The following is a 23,699-nucleotide window of genomic DNA, read 5'->3' as shown; positions in this document are numbered from 1 at the left end:
TTGCCATTAAAACAGACGGCTACTTGGAATCCGGCTTCACCGGTTCTGCAGCCGCTTCAAGAACATGTTCTACAATCGATTCTTTCAGCAGTTTGTGGTCTGATTCGACATCGATCAGCAGGTTATTCCCGAAGATGACATGTGTGGTCGGTTCGATCACTTCCACGGCCTTGGGACGCACAGAAGAGAACAGGTTGCCGGAGACCGTAATTCCCCGAGTCTTATCCAGTGTCAGACCGGCGGCTTTGAGATCGTTGGTGCGGCGTTTAACCTGTCCCTTTCCGATGTAACTGTTGGAGAAGTTATTGCCTGTCACTGTAATCCGGCCGGACTGAGGACCTATCCACAACGCATCTTCTGCGAGTAGTGTGAAAGTATTCGCACTCACAGCACAACCATGCGCATCCTTGAGAATGATCCCTCTACCATTATGCGCGATCACATTCGCTGACATCGTAATGCCATAGCATTCACGGTCGAGGATAATGGCACTCCCGTTGCATTCTTCAATCATGTTGGCACTGACGATTGAGCCATAGGTGTTCTCAATGATCACGCCATGTCGCAGATGGTCATCCAGATTATTTCCGCTCATACACAGGTTATAACCATCGTCGCAACGCAGGGCGTCCTGGTTCTCTTCAAAGTGATTCGCTGAAACCACAATATCGTGACAGCCGATCAGGTTCAGTCCAACGGCCTTGTTGTAGGTAATCAGACAGTCTGAAATACGCGGATCTTCAAAACAGAAGTCCAGAAAAATCCCATCACTGCCGTGATAGCTGCTGGTAACTCCATGAATAAAGATTTCCTGCACCCACTTGGCATTGATTCCCCGCCCACTCTTCTCATTTCCCGTCACTCGAAAGTTCTGCAACTGCACACGCCAGATACGGGGTTTCGGGTCTTTTTTCCCATCGGGCAGTTTCATATCAGCCGGGGGGTGGATCTGAATCGCATCCAGGCCCTCTTCATTCTTGTTATGGATATGCGTTGCTCCCCCAGCACCGACCAGCATAAAATCGCCACTGGTAATCACAAGTGGTTTATCGATTTCAAATTTACCGGGAGGCAGCATCACAATCCCCCCCTCAACAGGAACCGCATCAATGGCTTCCTGAATTGTGGAGTAATTGATTGCCTGGATCACCGGTCGAGCACCAACCAGTTTCGGCTCTGCCGCTCCTGCTGAAACCGGGTCGAAATTCAGCTGAAAATTGAATGTTAAAGTCAGCATCAAAAACAGTACAGTTCGTTGTAAACACTTCATGGCAGGCAGGACCTCTCTTGAACAGAAAAGCGGATTGCAGGACTGAGGACCCGAACAACAACGTCGATCCTCACAATCAGATTGCAGGAAATCACTGAGAAAGCACAACTTAACTTTCTTACGTAATTAGTACTATCTCAACGGAATCGATCAGTTTAGTCAAGCAGCAGGAGCCAGGCGGCGCTGAATTGATCTGTATTCAGGAGAGCCTGCTGCCCTGCTTAGAACGTCATTCATTACCTGTCACAATGACGAGATCCATCCAAAGTACGACCACCTGTGATCGCGCCAGCGGCTTGTTTTTTATGCTGGGATTGCTAGAATCCGTCCCTACGACAGTTGCAACCAGATCACATTTCAGTAACATAAGCTGAGATAACAGGTTGCATCTGAATCACCATAGATGCGACAGCCGGAAAGAGAAACTTTCCGTTTTTGTCAGTAACCTGTGTCGCATTTATCTGGTCTAATCCATCAGATCTGCACCCGTAGCTCAACTGGATAGAGCACCGGTCTTCGGAACCGGGGGTTAGGGGTTCGAATCCCTTCGGGTGTACTTGACCATAAAACTGAGAAAGCTCTCGTGAGTCCCATTGGAAACACGAGAGCTTTTTTTTCATGGCAAATCTGATTATTTTCCATTCGGAAATATCAGGATCCAGCAATGGAACATCATTGCGAGAGCTGGAGGTCATCAATCCAGACCTCCGCATCAACGTCAGCCTGGCTGATGAAACCAATCCAGTCGAGAGTTCGCCATTCAGGATGAAGACAGGGGAGATTCTTGAAGTGACGTGGTTGCTGCCCGGGAAGCGTGACGACCAGATCCCACTTGCCAGCCTTATCTCCCAGCGGCGCGGCGATTTCCACGTTGACCCACTGCCCCACAGGAAGTTCCATCAAAGTCTGCCGGTTTGCCGCGCGGAGTTTCCCCTGCTCGATCCAGAGTGTGGGACCAATTCGATAGGGATTCGCATGATCGCGCCACTCATGCTGAAACACAGCCCCTGGTCCTAACTTGAACGCAAAAGCGCAGCGTCCTCTGCCCTCAGTATATTTGGGGGCAACCGTAATCATGGGGTAATAACGACGCTGTTGTCCGGGAGTGTCTTTAAGCCTCAGTGCGTGTTGACCAGATGGTGCGTCAGCGATTTCCACGATGTCGACGCCTCCCCGTTTTTCGTCCTGTCCGACAGAAGTTCCGGGAGGCAGCCCCCCCTCTTCAAAGTCTTCCACGAACGCCAACGCTGGCGTGGGCGGGGGTTCTTTCATTTCAGAATATTTCAGTGACCGCGCCTGATTCACCCAGTCTGAATCTCCATAAAGTCCTGCCCGTCCGTAATCAAACGGTTTGAATCCGATTTTGAAAGCCGGTGAATTCTGTGCCAGGTGATAGTTCCCATCTGCGGGATCAATGAAATGGGGATTGGCAACGATGGAACCCTGATCCTTTCCGGTAGCCTGCCATTCCGCAAAGGTCTTTCCCTGAAAATCAATCGGTTCCCCATCGGTGCGCCAATAGAGATTATGATTCAGCCTGACATTCTTATCAGACCAGTTGCCATGAAAGAGTTCTCCTGAATCAAAGATGACGAGATTGCGTTCGAAGGTAAAGGAAAGATGCTCTTCGACCCGACTGCGTTTTACCTGGTACTCGCGAGAGAAGGCGAAGATATTATTTCGAATCAGGTTCTCTCGACCGTAATGCTGATGATAGCCACCGGACCGGGTACGATACACCAGGTTGTTTTCCATCAGAATATCAGTACTGCCCTCATCGTTGTAAAGCCCCCAACCACCATAACTCCAGGAGAGAATATCGTGAATGACATTGTTACTGACGGTGGTTCCAGATGAAGGACCGAGAGTGTAAACGCCCCCCATGTCACTCAACCAGCCCCAGCCCAGATGGTGAATGTGGTTAAATTCAATTTTGTTGCGAACAGCGAGACTGTCCGTGTAGCCCCATCGCCAACCGACTGAAACTCCTGTGTAAAAGAAATCCGCGATTTCATTATGGGTCACCGAGTTATCGCCGGACTGACCAATCCAGACTCCAACCGCACAGGGGAATAATCGACCTCCGTGCCGAATCAGATTATTGTCGACATTGATCTTTTGCGTGCGTTCCTCTGCCTTGGAGGCAATCCGGGTTTCGCCAATCCGGATCCCCCCAGCTCCCAGATCGTGCAGATCACAATGTGTCACACTGCTCTCACTACACCCCTTGCGAAACCAGAGCCCATAAGTGGCGACATGTCCAATTTCACAATCCTCGAATGCGATGGAACGCCCGCCATCAATCATGACTGCAGCCTCAATCGGTGAAGCAGCCTGGGAGGGTTCGAACCCGCGAGGAGGCGTCTTCCAGTCAGTAAAGCGAAACGCGAGGCCTCGAAAAGTCAGGTGTTCCACAAACTGATCGGTGGCAGAGTCTCCCTGCAAAACCAGCAGTTTTTCAGCCACAGGTGCAAATACTTGAGCCCCATCAGGAGTCTCTCCTTTGCGGGGCCAATAATACAGCTTACCTTCGGGAGCGAGATACCATTCGCCCGGCGTATCGAGTGCAGCCCGATAATTCTCGAGGTAATAGGCTGTATTTCGGGTGAGCGGATTCCAGTGCTTCATCTGCCGACCGGAAGTGAGCAGCTTACCCGACGGTACATCATACCCGTCTAGAAATTTACGGGTATTGTCCCATTTATGAAAGAAGAGTGCCTGAATTCCACTTCGTTCCGCTTCCGGAACCTGTTTCAGGGAAACCAGATCTGCAGGATCAGCGTAGAGCGTTTGCCGGGCAATTTTCTGAGGTCTGGGGGCATCTGTTTTTCCCATTTTTTCCCGGCTGTTCCGGAGATAAAAGAAAAACTCATCCGGTTCCCGAGCCCGCACAGCCCGCTGTCCATTGACCCAGAGTTGCTCGAATTTCCAATCGGGATCGACAGTCGTAGACCAGACCCCATCCGGATCAACTTTGAATCCGGAAATCTGCTTTCCCCCCGAAATGACAGGGTGAGATCCCGGAGCCGCCTGATATATGATGGGGGCTTTCTCGGTACCGGAATCTTCATGAGTAAACAGAACAGGTTTCGTAACAGGATAAACGCCGTCCTGCACGATTACCTTAACTGGTTCTTGTGGCTGACGCTTTCGGATTTCGTCACGGGCCGCGGTAAGAGATCGAATCGGCCCGTCTGGTGAAACCTCAATCACGATTTCCGCCCGGGCTGCAGAACTCACTAAAGTCGTTAAAATCAATAGAAAGACAAACTGTTTTAGATCAAATAACTTCATCACTCTTCCACCTGTGCCCACTCTGGCTGACATCAGTTCATTTTCATCAGTCACATTATTTGTATCGGACCTGCAAGGACAAAGTCGCAGATTCTACTCCCTGCATTCTAGCACAGGCATGTAGTATTCGCACCGCATCAGTGTGTAAGTTGGATGCCACCAAGGAAAACTAAAATAGCTCAATCCTAAAACTCAGCATGAGAGTTCAAAATTGAAAGTCTTGCAGAATATTAATCTCAGTCGCACCATCTACTCTATCTTACATGACTAATCCCCATCATAGCCTGGCAGTTCTGGATAATCTCATTGACAGCTTCTGTCTTAAGAATAATAGAATACAGTGTAATGCGTCGGCTGTCATTCATTGGAGCATGTCAGAGTACGGCCCTGAGCGCCGGCGATGATTGTCTTAAACTTTTCAACCCGCTGCCTGTTAACGTAACTGAATCCCGTCTGGAACAGAGTTTCAAACGGGATTCAGCTCAGAAAGTCAGAGAAGAATACGTCTCACCAAAGAGAGAATAATCGCGGGATCAAATCGGAGATCCATTCAGAATGAAATCCGACAATGGCTCATTCAGTCCCTCTGGTGAAGCAATAAAACCAAAGGAGACCATCCCGCCGGCTGAAATATCTTCATTCCACGAGGCCCCACGAATGACGTAGGTATCCCCCACATGCGAGACAATTTCAGCATTCCAGATATCAGTAATGTCCCCTGCAAAAGTGAACTCCAGCGTCCACTCTTCCAGGATGTCATCACTCTCATTCCGAATCTCAATCGCCCCCTGGAACCCACTGCCCCAGTCATTGACGTTGGTAAAGTCCACTTCAGCAGAGGGGGCGGGAGCATCATTGTCCTGTATGGATCCAATCCCCGTATCAGTAATCAGAGTCGCTCCCACAACCTTATCAAGCACCACCTGGAATTCTTCTCCAGATTCAATCACCACATCCCCCAGAATCGGAACTGTGATCGTTTTCTGAGTTTCTCCAGGCTGAAAGATCAGCTGACCACTGACAGACTGATAGTCCATGCCTGCAATTGCAGTTCCATCCTGAGTATTGAACTGTACCACAACAGTCTCTGTGGCAGGCTCACTCAACGCAACTGTAAATACTGCTTGAACGGTGCCGGCATCCCCTTCCGTGACTGTCACATTATTGATGAACATCTCGGGAACGGCAGCAACATCCTCTTCGACGGTCACTGACACAGTCGTCGTAGTAACACTCCCCGACTCGGAAACGGTCGTATAAACAAAACTGTCTGCCCCCGAGTAGCCAGCATCCGGAGTATAGGTCAACGTGCCATCCTGATTGTCGACAACTTCACCATGCGCTGGCTGAGTAAACGACTGCAGCGTCAATCCGTTACTTCCCATCCCGTTGACGGGATTGATGTAGTTCCCGGACATGACCAGCATACTCAGCATCGAAACTGAATCTGCATAGTAATTCGAGTGTGTCGTAGCCACACTGTCAAACACAGAGTTCAGCCAGGTTTGGTCTGCCGCATCAGAACCAGTCATGGCTGAAACGCCAACCGCTGCTCTGAAGAAGGGATCGCTCCAGTTATTCAATGGTGTTCCATCCAGCTGGTATCCCCCCAGAATCTGAGAGGGATCCCCTCCCGATGACTGCTGAAAGAACTCAGAAAGCATCTGTGCCTGTGCCAGCGAAACAGAATCACCACTGAAAACGGCATCCGTACCTAAACGCCAGGGCACACGTCCCGCGTTATACCAGTAGTGTTGATCGTTGACCTCAAGAAATCCAGAAGGAGCCGGTGACACTGCACCAGTCTGAGGATCAACGATCACAAAATCCGGAACGAGTCCTGTCCCTGATTGCTCCTGCAGCTTCGTCATTACGTCCTGTGTCGCTGAAATAACTGCGTCCCAGGCTCCGGTCTGAGTCGCTGCTTCAAAAGCCCGAAAATGACCATACATGAAGTCGCTGGTACGCACTGACCATTGATTCCGCTGACCGCCGTTGGGATCAACCCAGTCTCCCAGCATCGGCAGATGACTTTGCGGACCGATCGTCGATTCGTACATCGCATTAATAATGGTGATCGCTTCCTGCAGATAATTAATCTCACCATCACTGCCCCATTGTGCGTCAGCCACCAGCAAAGCATAGGCAATATCGGCATCGCCGTCGAAGGCACTGCTGTTTCCATACGCATCGGGCTGTGCCCAGTCCATCAGGTCCGGATTACCCTCGCTGGGGTTGGCGCGGGAATAACGGAACAGACCATCAAAAATGGTCTGGGCGTTCGGGTCGTAACCATCCATATGCGACAGAACCAGCATTCCATAGCCCTGCGCTTCAGAAGTAGTGCGTCCCTGTGAATCCATCACTACCCGATAGCTATTCCCGCCTGGATCGACTCGCAGCCAGTCCGACTTCCATTGGTCGTAGTAGTTGGCCACAATCTGATCCAGTTGCTCCTGGCTATACTGGCTGGGGAGCAGCGTTCCATCCACATATTGCTGAACGTGACTGCCAAAATCGGGATCACCAGTCGAAGTTCCAATCGAAATCGTGACAGATGATTCAAAGGGAGTTGTCACTGATATTTCATTTTCATTGGTCACTACATCATCATTGGTAATCGTACTAGCTGCGGTTGCAGTCCCCCCATCCAGTACCGCACCGACGGGACTGCTCAGGGTCACATAAAACTGCTCGTCCGCTTCCACCTGTGTATCACCATAGATGCGAATCGAGATCGTTTTCGAAGTCTCCCCCACAGCAAATGAGATCTGTCCGCTGGAAGCTTCATAGTCTACTCCTGCAGTCGCAGTTCCATTGGAGGTTTGATAATTAACCGTAACAGGTTGTGTTGCCGCCTCAGACAACGAGATGATCAAAGTCGCCAGCACAGAACCACTTTCGCCCTCCACAACCGTAGCGTCAGCGATACTCACCACAGGCGTTACCTCTTCAGGAGGCCCTACGAGTCCCTCCCAGGCGACGGGATCCTGATAATACTCCTGCACTTTGGTAATCCACCAGTAATCGTCGGTCGGCTCGCTACCTATGGAATCAGTACTGATCCCGACACCCGCCCCGAAGAGAATCTGCCGGACTCCTGCCGCCCGCGCCTCTTCCACATGCGAACCCCAGGTAATCGTGTTACCATCAACCGTCAGTTTGCTGTCATTCAATGCATTGGTGGAAAAGTAAGCCAGACGATCTCCACTTGCCGTAAACGTATCCCCCAGGAAAAAGGTAGGGGCAGAATCTTCATACTGACGAGTCGTGTTGGTAAGTGGATCGAAGATACCATTCTCATCATACGGATTATCGGCCAGGCTGTCGTTGATGTGCCCGACCGGAAGTTGCCAGAGCACCATTTCACGCTCTGTTGTCTGCGTGAGTGTCTGGACGATCAACAGATAATTATGCCAGTGATCATTGTTCCAGAACCAGGTACTGCCTGCCGGATCGTCGGCCGCACCATTCTGCGCCCCGGCATCCAGTCCATACTTATCCAGTGAGATATATCCGGCCCCATAACTGAGTATACCTGCATCCATATAATACTGGGCAATCAGTTCCGCTTCGCGGGCGATCGCGGCTCGTCCGGCTTCGATACCCAGCGTATCAGTCAGATGCACGATACCTGTACCGGGAATCGGTGTTTCAATTCCCGGTGACGCCCAGAGGTTAAACTGCCAGCCGAATTCCACATTTGGCGCGTACTTGCTGATGCTGTAATTGATCGCTTCGATCAACCCGGTTACCGTATTAGCGAATTGCGGATCCACACCTGATTGCAGGACACCACTACTGTATGCGGCACTCGTCATCGCGGAGATACTACTCGCAGAGGTACCTGCGTTTTGCATCAGGTACCCAATAAAATCAGGCTCCATAATCATCTGTACCAGTTCGTCCCCTGCTTCGGTGCGAATGGTATCTAATGCAAATTTCAGATCCTGGAAATAGCTTTCCATATACGACAGGCTTTGGATATGCGCCAGATCAGTCGTATAACTTTCTCCGCCATCCGGAATGTTGTAGTACACGAACTGAGGTATCATGCCCAGCTTCATACTTTCGCGCACGTAACTGCTGACCCGGTCCGGATCCCAACTGCGCCATCCCGCAATTGGCCCCCCATTGAGATAGATATAACGCGAGTCTACATACTTGTTGGTCTCATCACTGTTACCAAAATCCTGCCAGAACGAGAGGTCGCCAGAAGTATCTTCACTCACTGAGCCAATAGATACATAATCCGGCAGGCCCGGAAGCTGACCATCGACAGTCCGCACACGGATCCCGATAAACCGTTCTTCACCGGATTCAAGATCCATGATGCGCAGCGAAGCTCTGCCCGCCTCCAGTCCGGTGATCCGTAACGTGTCCCCGTCCACCATCTCGGCCTGGATCACGCGTGAATTATTTGTCACCACGCTGAATTGCGCCGCCTGGTTAGGTGAGGTCAAAGTATAATCATAGGCCGCCTGATCGATCGTTACCTGCAAGGCCTGCCCTGCCAGATCCACGCCCTGAATTCCGATTTCACTGGCATCTCCGGCAACGTAGACGACTTCATCACTCAGCGCAGTTCCAGCTGCGTTACTGACTTCAACCTGATAACTGAATACTCCATAATCCCGATCCGTCAGCAACAAGCTGTCGGTCTGAGGCGTGGAACTGCCTGACAAGTCTGCCTCGTAGATCAGCGTCCCGTTCTCATACAGCTTCCAGTGATCTGCCGCATCCCCGGCCCATAGATTCATCGTCACTCGAAATCCTCCGGAACCGGCGTCCGCCAGCACACTGACACTCGGTTTATTGGGTGCATTGATGACCGGATCAGGATCACCTGGGTCGTTCGGATCCGTTGGATCACCATTTCCCATAAATACAAAATCAGTGGGTTCACTGTGAGTTCCTCTGGCGACAAATCCGATCGCCAGTGATTCTCCAGGATCTAAAGTATCATCCCAACTGGGAGGTGTGATCCGGTACTGGCCTCCACCCAGGTTCTGTACCTCGGCGTTCCAGAGTGACTCAATCGTGCCACTGTATTTGAATTCCAGTTTCCAGTCCGTGAAAGCAGTAGATTCATCATTGTTCAAAGTCAGAATCGCGGTTCGACCGGAGCCCCAGTCATTATCAACTTCGAACTGGATATCAGGCGCATCGGCCAGCGGATGCGCAGCCAGAAGCGTTCGTACTTCAAGCGATTCGGTCTGTTGAGATATTGTGGCGCGAGACCGCCGGGGGGTAGAGTGCTGTGTAGAGAACCAATGCAGCAGGGTCGCATAAAGTCGTCTCATTTCATCTGCTCTGCGAATACAGAGCCCTTTCAGTCTGTGCCAGGACAGTGCTTTTCTCATGCAGCAGGCCAGCATAAGAAAACAATGAAGTTGGCACGGCTTCAGGAATCAGATGAAACTGAAACGTGCAAGACTCATCGCAACACTGCTTATCGTCGGGCGTGAGCAGAAGACCTGAAGGGAATCAGTCGGCCACATGCTCTATAGGTTCCCGCGATTCTCTTGGCGCGGAAGCTGTTTCGGCCCAGAACAAACAGCAATGTCCGATTTTTAGATATGCTTTTAACCTGGAACCAATCCAGGCTCAGAACAATTCGATTTAAACAGGTACCCCTCCCCTGTGTCCAGATGAAATTTGAAAAGCTTTTTAGAAAATGATGGACAGACTGGTATGCTTATGAAGCTTGTGTGAAGGAAGGACAGACAGACTTTCTGAGTCTCATCTAGTTAGAAAAGTTCGTGAACCGGCTTTCCGGTCCCGACAATGCTGGTCGGTCGGCCTGAGGCATCATCGAAGTGAGTTTCCAGAGAGATCCCCATTTTTTGATAAATTGTTGCCAGCAGATCCAGGGGAGTCGTTTTGCGTTCGACCACAGCACCACCGAATTTTTCACTGGCCCCCACCACGCGTCCTCCTTTGATGCCGCCGCCAGCGAACATCACGGTGAAACAGTTTGACCAGTGATCCCGTCCCGCGTGGCCGTTGATCATAGGCGTCCGGCCAAACTCACCCGCGCAGAAAATCATCACATCATCCAGCATACCTCGTGCTTCCAGATCTTCGATCAGCGTTGCCATCGCCTGATCGAGGGGAGGCAGATGTGTCTCCAGCCCTTTTTCGATATCGTTATGATGATCCCAATAGCCTGTATTGATGGTCACGCAACTGCTGCCTGCCTCGACTAGCCTTCTTGCCAGTAATGCGCTTTGACCATACTGATGCCGACCATATTGATCTCGCAACCGATTGTCTTCACTATTCAAATCAAAGGCTTTACGCACCCGTTCTCCCGTTACCATTTCCAGTGCCTGCTGTTTAAAGGTATCCAGTCCCTCGATAACTCCCGACTGATCAACCTCGCGATTCAGAGTGTCAAATTGCTTCAGCAGTTCCCGCCGCGATTCGACACTTTTTAAAGTCAGACCGTCGGGTAGAGCCAGGTTGGGAATTTTGAAGTTTTTGGAATTCGGATCCGTACCCACTTCAAACGGGTTATAGGATTTTCCCAGGTACACAGCCCCCTGATAGCCAAAGGCTTCTGACTTTGGGATGGTGACATAGGGGGGCATGTGCTCGGAATGCGCACCGATAGTTCGCGCGATCACAGAACCGAAAGATGGTTTCTGAGGCGCATTCCGCGCCAGGGTTGGACCGAAATATCCTGTCTGCATCCAGTGCGCAGAGGGCGCATGGATTCCGTTTTCATGATGCACCGACCTGACCTGAGAGATGTGATGCATCACCTTCGCCTGCCGGGGAAAACGTTCCGTCACATGAATATCCGGTACGGACGTGGAAACGGGGCGATACATCCCACGATATTCAGCCGGAGCATGCGGTTTCATATCGTACGTATCCTGTTGGCTCATGCCCCCATGAGTCCAGAAGACGATCAACGATTTATTGGACTTCGGCCGCACCTTTTCTGCTGCATTAGCACGGGCCTGAAACAGGTCAGACAGCCCCAGTCCTAACAGGGGTGCTCCCAACTGCAGGAAATTACGACGACTCACGCCGTCACAATTGGAATATTGATTTCCTGATAAGGATAACATCAAACGCGTCTCCCAGAGCTGTCCCAGGCGGATTCTGCCTGGGACAACAATCTGTCAATGATTCATCATAAACTCATTCGTGGCCAGGAGCGCCCAGACCAGTGAACGATACGCCTCATGTCGGTTCTTTTCGCTATTGAGATATTTCACAGCCGTTTTGACTTCTGATGTTCTCGGGGGCCGAGACAAAGTCCGTACAAAGATCTCACGAACATTCTCTGAATGCGTTTTCTGATTCGATGCCAGCTGTTCGATGTAACCGTTTTTGTCGGTCAGTTTTCGCTGGATCTCCTTCGAATTCACCAGTTCGAGTGCCTGAGACAAGGCGGGATCCACGGTCCGTTCACACTCACAAGCCGAAGTACGGGCAGGTCGCCCAAAGACATCCAGGAAATTGAAACGTATATTTTCATCGGGTAGATTCACCGCCCGCATTCCTTCAGGGAACACCCCCGGCCCTCCGGGGAAAACAGTTGGCACATCTAAAACCTGGCTGATCCCATCCAGCAGTACTTCCGCAGAAAGTCGCTTGGGGTAATAACGGGCAAAACACTGACGGTCTTCGGCATTGGTCTCATTCGGATTCGCACTGAGCCGATAGGCATAGGAATTCGTAATCTCTCGAATCAGCTGCTTCACATCATACCCATTCACTGCAAAGTCATAGGCCAGCTCATTGAGCAGAACCGGATTCGTTGGCGGATTCGTACTGCGGGCATCATCGATCGGATGAATAATTCCACGCCCGAAAAAATGTCCCCACATCCGATTCACCATCGTCCTGGCGAAAAAGGGATTCTCCGGACTGGTCATCCATTTTGCCAGGTTGCGGCGGGGGTCGTCAAAACGTGACACCTTAAAATCAGGACCTCCCAACGGACGTGGCTGCATCAGTTTTCCGCTCCGTGGGTTATGTACTTCGCCTTCATCTTTGAGATAAATCACTTCATTGGTAGGCACCTCGGCATCAGCAAAGCCCCCCTTGCGTCCCACGCGACTGAAGATGGCAGCGAAAGAATAGTAATCGTCCTCGCTCCAGCGTTCTGCGGGATGATGATGACACTGGGCACATTGAACCCTGACACCTAAAAACGCCTGTGCCACCGACTCCACGTAATCAGGCGTCGAACGGACCGAACGGTACCAGATCGCAGGCGGATTCTGAGCCTGTCTGCCAGTGGCAGTCAGTAACTCAGTCACAAAGCGATCGTAGGGCTTGTTGGCTGCGATGGAATCACGAATCCAGGCAGAGAACAACATCGTCCCCGCCCGTTGATTGCGAGTGCCATAGCCGCTCCCCCGGTTCTGTAAAATATCAGCCCATTTCAAAGCGAAGAAACTGGCGTACTCGGGACGTTCCAGCAGTCGATCGATCAATCGCTCCCGTTTGTCGGCTCGGGAATCTGCCAGATACTGTCTGACTTCGTCAACCGTAGGCAAGGTACCACAAATATCCAGAGTGACCCGGCGGATGAAGGTCGCATCATCTACTGGTTTCGAGGGTAGAATCCCCAGTTTTTTCCATTGGGCTACCAGGTGCTGATCGAGCTTCGAGAGTTGTTTTTCCGAGGGATACCCTGTCAGTTTTTTCTGCCCCGTGGAATGATAGGGAACCACTCCCTGGAAAACAGCAATCTTCTCTCCGAAGCGAGCCATCACGGCAAAAACTCCGCCACGCGACTGGGTGGTAATCAGGCCTTCCTGATCAACCTTGCCGATTTCCGGATAGTTTGATTCGTAAATAGACTGGTGCGTGACATCACGCTGAGTCCCATCTGAAAAGTGAGCTGTCACCTGCAGCTTCAGACTGGAGCGCTGCTGAAATACACGGTTACCGGGCGACAGTTCAATTTTGTTAATTTTAGGATCATCCGGATGTGGGCCGATGGCTCCCTGTTCGATCCAGTCATACAGCAACGCATAGTCCGCGGAATCTGCTTCCAGTAACCGCCCTCCACCATGGGGCACCAGCCCCGTCGCCTTGAGCAGCAGCAGGCTTCGGTCAGGATCACCGGGAAAGATTCGCCTCCCCCGTGATTCCCGCGCAATTGCAGAATAATCCATGGCAGGATCAAAACCGAGCAGGGAGATTTTAAACCCATTCTGCCCAGTCGATTTTCCGTGACAGCCCCCACTGTTGCAGTTCAACCTGGTCAACAGAGGTACCACATCCGTAGTGAAATACACCTTCCGTTTCGCTGAATCCGCAGCCAGAGCTGGCGTCTTATCAGCAGCGTCCAGCATGCCCTGTCCTGAAACCAACAGGCAGACGATCATCCAGATCAGCTGATAACTTCGTGTTATTGAATTCTGCTCATACAGGAGACGGAACATGAAATCTCACTTCGCTCTTACTCAGTTGAATTGGTGATTTCCAGATTCAGGAAACAGCTTCCATGAAAGACCGCTTGATCTTCCACAACACCGACCGCAGACAGACGTATGAAAGGCTGTTTCCCTAAAGGAGCATCCTCATTGGCAATGATCTGCAGAGTCCCCTCTTCGGTCTGTCCGACAAACGTCACGCCCCGCACGCGCAGCCCGTCTACCTTGACCGCAGGGGCTTCCACTTCGGTATGAATTTTACTGATGAAACCATTAATCCGCCGGGCCGAATATTTCACCTGAATCGTTTCACCGCGGCGGATCTTCCTGGGAGCGTCTGTATCCACGGCAACCACAAACGCAGCCGGTTTTATCACGAAACTGACAGGATTGCTGAACAGCATGACAGACGTCTTCTTTTTCGTATTGGGGTTCGTCACCTCCGTCTCTGCCTGAATCGTCAGCGTGTGGCGCCCTTCTGGAAAATAAGGTGGCAGGTAAAAACTGAGATAACCCTTATTCACTCCCGCAGGAATCACGGCACTCTGATTTTGAATCATTTGCTGGAGCCGCACTCCCTGCAGCTTCACCTCCGCCTGATCACTCAGATCACGCCGGTCAACCTGGACCGCCACATCCAGTACCGAACCGGGAGCATGCCGCAGTTTCATCTCACCAAACAGATCATGCTTACGGGTCAACTGGGGGCTGGCAGTAATCTTAACCGGCGCTGTGTCGGTCACAGCCAGGGGAATGCCTGTCGTCAATCGACTTGTGGCGTTCGGTAAATCCGTTCTGACCAGAGTTCCACCGCTGATTCTCCCGCCCGCGCCCTGTGCAGAACTGACTTTCAGCTGCAGATTTTCAACAAAAGCAGGTGCGGACTCGGAAGCGCTGACGGTCAGCAGTGCCCGCTCTGTATGGGGCCCCAGCCAGACATCGGGACACTCAATTCCCGGGGGAAGATTAACAGCACTTACTCGTATGGAATCTGTCATCCCCCGTTTTCTGATGGCATACACATCCAGTAACGCGCGTCCTCCACGCTCAATATTAAGCGAGGCCTGCTTTTGATAGTGCGGGACGACCGCCAGGTGAAACTCCGGTTCCTGTCGTCTGAGACTGAAGCGGTACACACGACGCGGGTCATCATCCAGACCACCGCGCAGATTGCGGACCATGATCAGATAGCGTCCATCTTCCGGCACCACCCATTTACCGACGGGGTCGAGATGACTCAGAGAAAACTGCCTGCTCCCGCTGTTACTGATGTGATCCGTAAATCGTGCCAGGACCTTCTGCCCCGCTCCATCCAGCAGGCTGATATCAAGATCCACGGGAGAATTGATCCGCTGTCCCCAGGCCGCGAACCAGAGTACTTCCCCCCGCCGGGCCTGAAAGGCGTACCAATCCTGTTCGTCGCCGGCTATCAACTGACCGCTGACTTCTGTGGGATAAGCAAGCTGTTGAGCCGTCTGCGATGTCTGATGTTCTTCCTGCTCCAGCACGACCGGTAAATCAGTCAGACTGATTGACAGTGGTGCGTGACTTTTTTCTAACTGAAGCGCAAAGCATTCCAGATCAGTCTGTTCGCTCGCCCTGCGCAAAGGAACAAGCATAGAATCGCTGTCTGCCGGCGCTTTGATCGTCAAGTCCAGCCGCTCGAGAGCATTTCCCACGGTGGGGCTACTATGATTTAACAGTGGCTGAACATTGCTGCTGTCCTCTCCCAGTTCAAGCGACCGCCGTGCTGCTTCCACAACTGCGTCCTGTGCGAGTTGCTGCTCAGGACTACTTTTCAACCGATTAAGATTCCAGCCGTAGATTGAAACCTGAGCGGTCACCCCAGATTGCACGACGGCAGGAACGGTAAACAGCATGCGGGGCCCGGTATCGATATCCAGTCGATAAAAATGATTTGGGCTGCCGGAATAAATCAGATCAAAGACTTTGACTGCATAACTTCCGTCCGCAGGAACTCGGAACGAAATCAAAGGATCATTGCCAAAGAACCCACGATTGACCGCCAGGCGGCGCCCCCGGGAATCGAAGACTTCCAGAATGGGACGCAGGCTTGAATCGATGCGTTCTGCCCGGCACTCAAGGACGACCCGTTGTCCCTGACTGGCCTGAAATCGATAGACATCCAAGTCCCCTTTTTGGCTGACACAGCCATTGATCGAGACATCCATTGAAACGTCCTGTGCTGATTTCAGCATTTCATTCGGCTCAGTTTCGAGTACTTCAGACCGATTCCCCACCACAAATGACCGGGGGGAACTCAAACCGTTGCGACAGAGAACGCGCAGATCATATGTGCCAACAGGAACACTGGCAGGGATCGAAACTCGAAACTGATCCTTACCGATTTTCTCAGCAGCGATCTCGGGATGACTGCAGATCAGGCGGGTTACATCATCCAGCCCCATGCCAGCAACCTTGAGTTCCAGGCTACTCCCCTGTTGTCCTCCACAAGGAAAAACGGAATTCAAAACGGGAGAAGTGGCTGCGGTCAAAGCAGATGATGCCAGCACCTGAAGCAGGAACAAGAGCGCAAACAGACTGACTCGACCCGGTCGTTTCACAGCACGCTCTTCCCTTAGATTTCTGAAGCATCTTCACATATCCGCCGCTGAGATATGAAAGAATTGGTTTCAGCCTAACTGGCGCAAGTTTTCTATCTCTGGAACAAACATTCCATAAACGTTAGTTTATGCGACAGTACTATGCTTAGTCAAGGTGGTGATCCAGTTCAAGCGGGTCATTATCGAACAATGCCGTTGCAAATGTTCAATCTGAGATGGCAGACTCAACGTGATGTAGAGCCCCAGCTAGATCACTACTCCGTTTAACACCAATACGGTTGCATTGCCGTGATGTGGAGAGCACAATAAATAGAAACCTGCCTCCGCCTGGCTGTTTTCTTTCCATCCTGAAAAGCCGGGCATTTTCATTATTCGAACTGGAGTCCTCATCATGCGCGTGATGCTTTTCGCTTTCATTCTGACTGGCACGATACTGTCTTATCTGCCACAAACCTGTGCTGCTGCGGAACCGCATTCGGATCGCTGTGTGGTCCTGGTCAGTGTGGATGGCCTGGCAAATTTCTACCTGGACGATCCCAAAGCAGACATGCCGACTTTACGCAAGCTCGCTCGAGATGGAGCTCGTGCTCAGGGTATGGTCTGCTCCTTTCCCACTGTCACCTGGCCTAACCATACGACCCTGGTCACTGGTGCGACACCAGCGAAACACGGTGTCATCGGCAACAATTACCTCGATCGGAAAAGTGCAACTCCCGTCCCCTTCATTCCAGATCCATTGTTCGACAAAGATCAGATTGTCAAAGTTCCGACCATCTACGACGTAGCCCATCGGGCTGGTCTGGTCACCGCCGGCATCATCTGGCCAGCGTCCCGCAATGCCCGGACGCTGGACTGGACCGTACCCGACATGTTTGGCAAAGAAGCCTGGCCTAAGTACGGCACCCAGATCTGGCTGGAAGAACTGCGTCAGGACGGTCTCCCTGTTGACGAACATGGTGCCTGGACTGGTGAAAGCGGTGGAGGTGTCAAACGCGACTGGCTCTATACCCGGATGGCTCGCCATCTGTTCCAGAAACATCCGCCCAATCTGCTGGTCATTCACCTGGTTGAAGTTGACCATGTGGAGCACAAGCATGGTCCCCGCAGCACGGAAGCCTACTGGTCCGTGAGCTACGCCGATGATCGCCTGCGTGATATTGTCGAAGCCATCAAACTTTCCCCACACGCAGATAAAACGACACTCGTTGTGGCCAGCGATCACGGGTTCTTCCCGATCTCGAAAGACATCCGCCCGAATGTGCTCCTCAAACAGGAAGGTCTGATTACTAAAGATAAAAAGCAGGCTTACTGTCTGTCTCAGGGCGGCGGCTGTATGGTCTATGTTCTGGATGACAATCATCGCGAACAGACAATCGAAAAACTTCGCAAGAAACTGGCTAAGCTGGAAGGGATCCAGGCTGTACTGGGTAAAGAGGAGTACACAAAACTGGGTCAGCCGACCCCCGCTGAAGACCCGCACGCGCCCGATCTGTGGCTGGCGGCAAAGTCCGGTTACTCATTCACCAACAGTGATTCCGGCGATGAACCCGTTGTCCCCCGGAAAACACCAGGCGGAACACACGGGTATCTCCCGGACCAGCCAGACATGCTGGCTACACTGGTTATCTCCGGATATGGCATTAAACCCGGAACCAACCTGGGCAAAATTCAGAGCCTGGATGTCGCCCCTACAATGGCTCGCCTGTTGGGTGTCGAACTGCCTACGGCTCAGGGAAAGCCATTGATGCCTGCGCTGCTGGACGATTGAGTTCCCCACTCAATCTCCAGGGCTTCTTCTATCCTTAAATCACAGTCAATCAGTCCAGAGGTAACCATGTCAGCGTCCACCACCCACCCGCAAAGATTTGAGAATCGTATCGCCCTGGTCACAGGCGGCTCACGGGGAATCGGGCGGGCCTGTTGCCTGCGTCTGGCGGAAGAAGGAGCCCGCGTCGCCATTAACTATCGCCAGGGAAAGGAGGACGCAGAAGAGACACTGCAGCAGATTCGGACCGTTGGTGGAACCGGCATGCTCGTGCAGGCCGACGTCTCTTCGAGCGAACAGGTCGATAAAATGGTCAGCGAGATCGAAGCCGAATGGGGGCAGGTGGAACTGCTGGTCAATAACTCCGGCATCTTCAGTTACGAGCCGCATACTGAGTTAACCGAAGAGGCATGGCGGCAGATGCTGGAAGTAAACCTGACAGGAACATTTCTGGTCACCTGGCGCGTCAGGGAGGGCATGCTGCAACGGAAATTCGGACGGATCGTCAACATGAGTTCCCTCTCCGGACTGATGCCGCGCCCCATGTCAATCGCGTATGCAGTCAGTAAAGCAGGCGTCGTCTCCTTCACCCAGAGCACTGCCGTCGCCTGGGCAGGCGAAAACATTCGCGTCAATGCCATCGCCCCAGGACTGATTGACACTGAAATCCTCTCTGGTGTCAATCAGGATGATCTCGACAAAATCATTCAGGCCACCCCTATCCCACGCATGGGTAAGGCCTCGGAGGTCGCCTCGATGGTCTCTTTTCTGCTCTCTGAAGAAAGCAGCTTTACCACCGGCCAGACCGTTGTCATCAGCGGCGGACGCTGCATGTTACCCTGAACCTATCCAGCGAACATTTTCAGGAAGCCTCATGCCTCAGGCAATGATGTCCTTGATCACATGCGCCTCTTCCACACCGGTCAGACGGAAATCCAGTCCTTGAAAACGGTAACTGAACCGACGGTGGTCGATGCCGAACAGGTGGAGTAAGGTCGCATGAAAATCACGGACATGGACGGGATTTTCAGCCGCCGCATATCCGAATTCATCTGTCGTGCCATGGCTTTTACCGCCCTGAATGGCTCCCCCGCCCAGTACCAGAGAAAACCCCTTGATGTGGTGATCTCGCCCGGATCCCTGGGCCATCGGGGTTCTGCCGAATTCACCGCCCCAGACAATCAGTGTATCATCGTAAAGGCCGCGTTGTTTCAGATCGCGAATCAGAGCTGCGGTCGCCTGGTCGACTTCTTTCGCCGTAATCTCGATCGAACGTTTGATCCCGCCATGATGGTCCCATGCTCGGTGATATAACTGCACAAAACGCACACCACGTTCAAGCAGTCGCCTTGCAAGCAGACAGTTGGAAGCATAGGTTCCATCGCCCCCTTCAGTCCCGTAGGCTGTTAAGGTCTCTTTGGTTTCACTCCCCAGATCCATCAATCCCGGCACACTGGTCTGCATTCGAAATGCCATTTCGTACTGCCCGATCCGGGTGGCGATTTCCGAATCTTGCACCAGATCATCAAAGCTGTGATTCAACTGGTTGACCGTCTGCACGAGTCGCTTCTGCTGCTGCATCGACACGCCATCAGGTCGGTTCAGGTAAAGTACCGATGCCCCCGTCGACTGAAACTGAACGCCTTGGAAGCGTGAGGGGAGAAACCCGCTGTGCCATTGCCGGGCAGCAATCGGCTGTGCCTGTCCCCCCTTCCCGACACTGGTCAACACAACATAACCGGGCAGATCATCACATTCCTGTCCCAGGCCATACAGAAGCCACGACCCCATACTGGGGCGTCCTGCCTGCGAGGAACCGGTATTGAACAGCGTATGGGCGGGATCATGGTTAATCTGGTCCGTATACATCGACCGGATAATACACAGGTCGTCCGCCACAGATCCAATCTGGGGGAACTGACTACAGACCCGCTGGCCACTTTCGCCAAAATTTTTAAATTCGAATTGCGGAGCAAAGCATTTGAGTTCGCGTCCCTGCAACTGTGCAACCTGCTGCCCCTTCGTCAGGGATTCCGGCATCGGTTTGCCGTGCATCTCGCGCAACGTCGGCTTGTCATCAAATGTTTCCAGATGAGACGGTCCTCCCGCCATACAGAGATGAATAACTCGTTTGATCCGCGGTGGGAAATGCGGTTTCCCGATCACCCCCTGCCCCAGATCACTGGACTGGGCATCCTGTGATAACAACGACAATAAAGCCGCCGGCCCGATTCCGAGCGCAGACTGACGCAGAAAACTCCGTCGTGTAACATCCAGATTTGACATGGAGAATTCCTCAGTTTAATAACGTGTGATTAATTCATGCAGATTCAAAACAGCGCGTGACACACTCGTCCAGGCAGCCAGTTCCGCCTGATCGATTTTCTCAGGCGCAGGATTTAAACCGACAGACAGAATCTCTTCTGCCGCTTTTGAGGACTGACGATATGCCTGCAGATCTTCCTCATACAGATTCTTCAACAGCTTGATTTCGACCTGCCGTGGTTCCCTCGTCAACGCCTGTTGCATCAGCCACTTCAACTGTGAGTCAAACTGTTTCTCCGGGTATTTCTGAATCACGCGCGTCGCCAGTACCCGGGCCGCTTCCACAAAAGTCGGGTCATTTAATAATACCAGCGACTGCAGTGGCGTATTGGATCGGGAACGCTGCGCCGTACATTCTTCACGTGCTGGCGCATCGAATGCAAGTAAACTGGGATGCAGAAACGTGCGTTGCCAGTGCGTGTATAACCCCCGACGATATTGCTGGTCTCCCTTGTCTGCCTGGTAGGTCCGCTTGGGAAAATTCAATTGTGCCCAATAGCCGGCTGGCTGATAAGGTTTGGCACTCTCGCCTCCGATTTGCAGATTTAGAAGTCCACTGACCTGCAGGGCATTATCGCGAATCATTTCCGCTTCCAATCGCCAGCGCGACTGACGTGCATACATGCGATTATACGGATCACGCTCCCGTAATGCGTCTGCCCAGGAAGAAGACTGACGATAGGTATGCGAAGTCACGATCAGCCGTACCATGTGCTTAACATCCCAGCCACTGTCAATAAATTCACAGGCAAGCCAGTCGAGCAGTTCAGGATGTGTCGGCATCTCTCCCTGTGAACCCAGATCATCAACCGTACGAGCCAGTCCCTGTCCGAACAGGAGCATCCACAGTCGATTCACAAAGGTGCGTGCTACTAGCGGATTCTTGCGCGATGTCATCCATCGTGCCAGATCCAGGCGGGTCGCCCGCTGCTTCTCCGGCAAATCAAGCTGTGACAAAAAGTGAGGCACACCGGGATCCACAATTTCGCCGGAATCATCCATCCAGTTTCCGCGTGGCAGGACCCGCATGGTACGCGGCGTCGTGGCTGTTGTCGCCAGCGTCGTGACAATCTGATTCTTTAACTGCGCCTGCTGCTGTCTTAATCGAGCCAGTTGTTCACGGCTCTCTTTTAACAGTGGTGTTGATTCTCGAAACGCAGTATCCAGTTGTTTTTGCTGTTCAGCGGAACGCGCTTCAGGTTTGACTTTCAACACTTTCTGGATTTCATCAGACAATGCGAATCCTGATTGAATCACACTCGAATCAGAGGAAATAAACAATCGAAACCGCCCCAGGTTATGCCCGTTTCCATGCCGCTGAATAATGCGAATCTGACAGGAAGGAGTCCCTTCTCCCGGTCGTTTCTCACTGGAATCGGCAACCGTCCCTGACAGCAGCAGGTGATTCCGTTTTCCAATTTGCGGTAGAATCGCCCAGCCGGTCCCAGATTCCTCAGCGACATTCTGAGGAGTGTGCCCATTTTGTGAATGAGCAGCGACGGCTTTCTCCCATTTGACTTTCTGCTTCCCCACCATCAACTGCACTGCGTTGACCACCAGGTTCCCATTCCCAGCACGTCCCGGCCCCTTGCGAGGAAGAGAAGGATCAGGCAACAGCTCCAGTTTCAGCGCTACGGGGCCTGTGACAGGAACCGGGCTGTCGCTGATTTCCAGCACATATTCATCCTGATCCGGATTCTTGCCACTGGCCAGAATCGAGCCATCTTCGAGCACTTTTAGTTTCGCGTCTCCTGTTGAGCGCACTTCCTGAGGCTTAAGCAGTGTCCAGCGCTCGAAATCGGCCTGGACCTGTTGTTCCCACTCCTGTCGGGCGGCGGTTAATTCGAGGGTTTCCCGATTATAATTCTGTTCCGCCTGTTTGATTGCAGCCTCTAATTCTTTTGACAGGCGAGCCTGTTCCGGATTCGGCACCGGCAACTGCTCGATGTGTCGGGCACCACTCACAATCCCCTGCTCTTTAATGTCCGCAAAAAAAGCAGCGAACCGATAAAAGTCTTTCGTCGTAAAAGGATCAAATTTGTGATCATGGCATTCCGCACACCCGACCGTGGAACCAAGCCAGACGGAGCCCGTGGTGCGTACTCGATCGGCAGAATATTTCGCCAGGTATTCCTTAGGTTGCACTCCCCCTTCTCCAGAAGCACGATTCAACCGGTTATACGTCGAAGCCACCTTCTGCCAGAGCGTAGCTTCAGGCAGCAGATCACCTGCCAGTTGCTCAATCGTAAACTGATCGAAGGGTTTATTGCTGTTGAACGCGTTGATGACATAATCTCGATACGGGGACACACTCCTGACCTGATCGCCGTGATACCCCAGAGAATCCGCATAACGCACCAGATCCAGCCAGTAGAGTGCCAGTCGCTCACCATAATGGGGAGAATCCAGATAGTCATCCACCAGTTTTTCGTATGCTGCGTCGTCTGGATGCGCAGTATAGGCTGCCACTACCGATGGATCGGGAGGCAGTCCGGTCAGATCAAAAGACAGGCGGCGGACCAGCGTTCTCGGCTCCGCCTCCGGTGAAGGAGCAAATCCATTTTCCTTGAGTTGTTGCTGGATGAAAGCGTCAATCGGATGCAGAGTCTGCTTCTCATTCAGCTCAGGCACAGCAGGCTTTACCAAGGGTGTCAGGGACCAGTGCCGCTGGTAGGCTGCCCCCTGATTGATCCACTTCCGCAGCAGTTCAATTTCAGCCTTGCTCAAAGGCTTGCCATGCTCAGCCGGGGGCATCAACAGGCTTTCATCGCTGGCAGTGATGCGGTGGATCAGTTCGCTCTCATCGGCCTTGCCGGCGACAATCGCCCGTGTTCCTCCCAGGTCATGCAGCGCAGAATCACGATCGTCCAGACGCAGATCGGCTTCCCGTGTTTTCTCATCCGGGCCGTGGCAGGCAAAGCATTTGTCCGAAAGAATCGGTCTGATATCCCGATTGAACTGGATCGGGGTCTCCCCCCAGACGGGCCTGATGATCAGGCAAATACAGAAAACAGACGCGAGCCCGAGTCTCATTGATTACCTCCCCCTCACAGGAC

The 23,699-nt window shown here is 52.3% G+C and carries 10 protein-coding genes and 1 tRNA gene; 3 read left to right on the top strand and 8 right to left on the bottom strand.

The window, feature by feature from the left end:
• Positions 1-19 precede the first annotated feature (19 nt).
• Positions 20-1,270 carry a right-handed parallel beta-helix repeat-containing protein gene (locus RID21_RS05270; protein ID WP_350187525.1) on the bottom strand — a complete coding sequence of 417 codons (1,251 nt, stop codon included), beginning with the start codon at positions 1,268-1,270 and terminating at the stop codon, positions 20-22.
• Between the two features lie 482 nt (positions 1,271-1,752).
• Here RID21_RS05270 and RID21_RS05265 point away from each other — a divergent pair.
• Positions 1,753-1,826, top strand: a tRNA-Arg gene (locus RID21_RS05265).
• 116 nt (positions 1,827-1,942) lie between these two features.
• Here RID21_RS05265 and RID21_RS05260 read toward each other — a convergent pair.
• The 5 genes from RID21_RS05260 to RID21_RS05240 form a co-directional block, all read right to left on the bottom strand.
• Positions 1,943-4,564 (bottom strand): right-handed parallel beta-helix repeat-containing protein, encoded by a 2,622-nt coding sequence (locus tag RID21_RS05260; RefSeq protein WP_350187523.1) that lies wholly within the window; start codon positions 4,562-4,564, stop codon positions 1,943-1,945.
• A 533-nt stretch (positions 4,565-5,097) separates the two neighbouring features.
• Positions 5,098-9,867 (bottom strand): glycosyl hydrolase family 8, encoded by a 4,770-nt coding sequence (locus RID21_RS05255; protein ID WP_350187522.1) that lies wholly within the window; start codon positions 9,865-9,867, stop codon positions 5,098-5,100.
• Positions 9,868-10,314: 447 nt separating this feature from the next.
• Positions 10,315-11,643 carry a DUF1501 domain-containing protein gene (locus RID21_RS05250; protein WP_350187521.1) on the bottom strand — a complete coding sequence of 443 codons (1,329 nt, stop codon included), beginning with the start codon at positions 11,641-11,643 and terminating at the stop codon, positions 10,315-10,317.
• A 54-nt stretch (positions 11,644-11,697) separates the two neighbouring features.
• Positions 11,698-13,977, bottom strand: coding sequence for a DUF1549 and DUF1553 domain-containing protein (locus RID21_RS05245; protein ID WP_350187520.1), 2,280 nt, complete (start codon positions 13,975-13,977; stop codon positions 11,698-11,700).
• Positions 13,978-13,994: 17 nt separating this feature from the next.
• The gene (locus RID21_RS05240) at positions 13,995-16,553 is read right to left on the bottom strand and encodes a PPC domain-containing protein (RefSeq protein ID WP_350187518.1); all 2,559 of its coding nucleotides are present in this window, start codon (positions 16,551-16,553) and stop codon (positions 13,995-13,997) included.
• Positions 16,554-16,944: 391 nt separating this feature from the next.
• On the opposite strand from RID21_RS05240, the gene RID21_RS05235 reads away from it, so the two are divergent.
• Together RID21_RS05235 and RID21_RS05230 are read left to right on the top strand one after the other, a co-directional pair.
• The gene (locus RID21_RS05235) at positions 16,945-18,321 is read left to right on the top strand and encodes an alkaline phosphatase family protein (protein WP_350187516.1); all 1,377 of its coding nucleotides are present in this window, start codon (positions 16,945-16,947) and stop codon (positions 18,319-18,321) included.
• A 66-nt stretch (positions 18,322-18,387) separates the two neighbouring features.
• Complete coding sequence (locus tag RID21_RS05230) at positions 18,388-19,161, top strand: SDR family NAD(P)-dependent oxidoreductase (protein WP_350187514.1); 774 nt, start codon at positions 18,388-18,390, stop codon at positions 19,159-19,161.
• A gap of 36 nt (positions 19,162-19,197) precedes the next feature.
• On the opposite strand, the gene RID21_RS05225 is transcribed toward RID21_RS05230, so the two are convergent.
• Both RID21_RS05225 and RID21_RS05220 read right to left on the bottom strand, forming a co-directional pair.
• On the bottom strand, positions 19,198-20,604 hold the full coding sequence (locus RID21_RS05225; RefSeq protein WP_350187513.1) for a DUF1501 domain-containing protein: 1,407 nt from the start codon (positions 20,602-20,604) through the stop codon (positions 19,198-19,200).
• A gap of 15 nt (positions 20,605-20,619) precedes the next feature.
• Positions 20,620-23,676: a PSD1 and planctomycete cytochrome C domain-containing protein gene (locus tag RID21_RS05220; RefSeq protein ID WP_350187512.1), complete on the bottom strand. Its 3,057-nt coding sequence runs from the start codon at positions 23,674-23,676 to the stop codon at positions 20,620-20,622.
• Positions 23,677-23,699: the final 23 nt, after the last annotated feature.

Source organism: Gimesia sp., from assembly GCF_040219335.1.
In the GTDB taxonomy this organism is placed as follows: Bacteria; Planctomycetota; Planctomycetia; order Planctomycetales; family Planctomycetaceae; genus Gimesia.
This window is presented reverse-complemented; position numbering and strand designations above follow the sequence as displayed.

Excerpts from the sequence above, each read along its gene's own strand:
- RID21_RS05225 (WP_350187513.1), bottom strand. The coding sequence starts at position 20,604 with ATGTCAAATCTGGATGTTACACGACGGAGTTTTCTGCGTCAGTCTGCG.
- RID21_RS05255 (WP_350187522.1), bottom strand. The coding sequence starts at position 9,867 with ATGAGACGACTTTATGCGACCCTGCTGCATTGGTTCTCTACACAGCAC.
- RID21_RS05220 (WP_350187512.1), bottom strand. The coding sequence starts at position 23,676 with ATGAGACTCGGGCTCGCGTCTGTTTTCTGTATTTGCCTGATCATCAGG.
- RID21_RS05245 (WP_350187520.1), bottom strand. The coding sequence starts at position 13,977 with ATGTTCCGTCTCCTGTATGAGCAGAATTCAATAACACGAAGTTATCAG.
- RID21_RS05260 (WP_350187523.1), bottom strand. The coding sequence starts at position 4,564 with ATGAAGTTATTTGATCTAAAACAGTTTGTCTTTCTATTGATTTTAACG.
- RID21_RS05250 (WP_350187521.1), bottom strand. The coding sequence starts at position 11,643 with ATGTTATCCTTATCAGGAAATCAATATTCCAATTGTGACGGCGTGAGT.
- RID21_RS05270 (WP_350187525.1), bottom strand. The coding sequence starts at position 1,270 with ATGAAGTGTTTACAACGAACTGTACTGTTTTTGATGCTGACTTTAACA.
- RID21_RS05235 (WP_350187516.1), top strand. The coding sequence starts at position 16,945 with ATGCGCGTGATGCTTTTCGCTTTCATTCTGACTGGCACGATACTGTCT.
- RID21_RS05230 (WP_350187514.1), top strand. The coding sequence starts at position 18,388 with ATGTCAGCGTCCACCACCCACCCGCAAAGATTTGAGAATCGTATCGCC.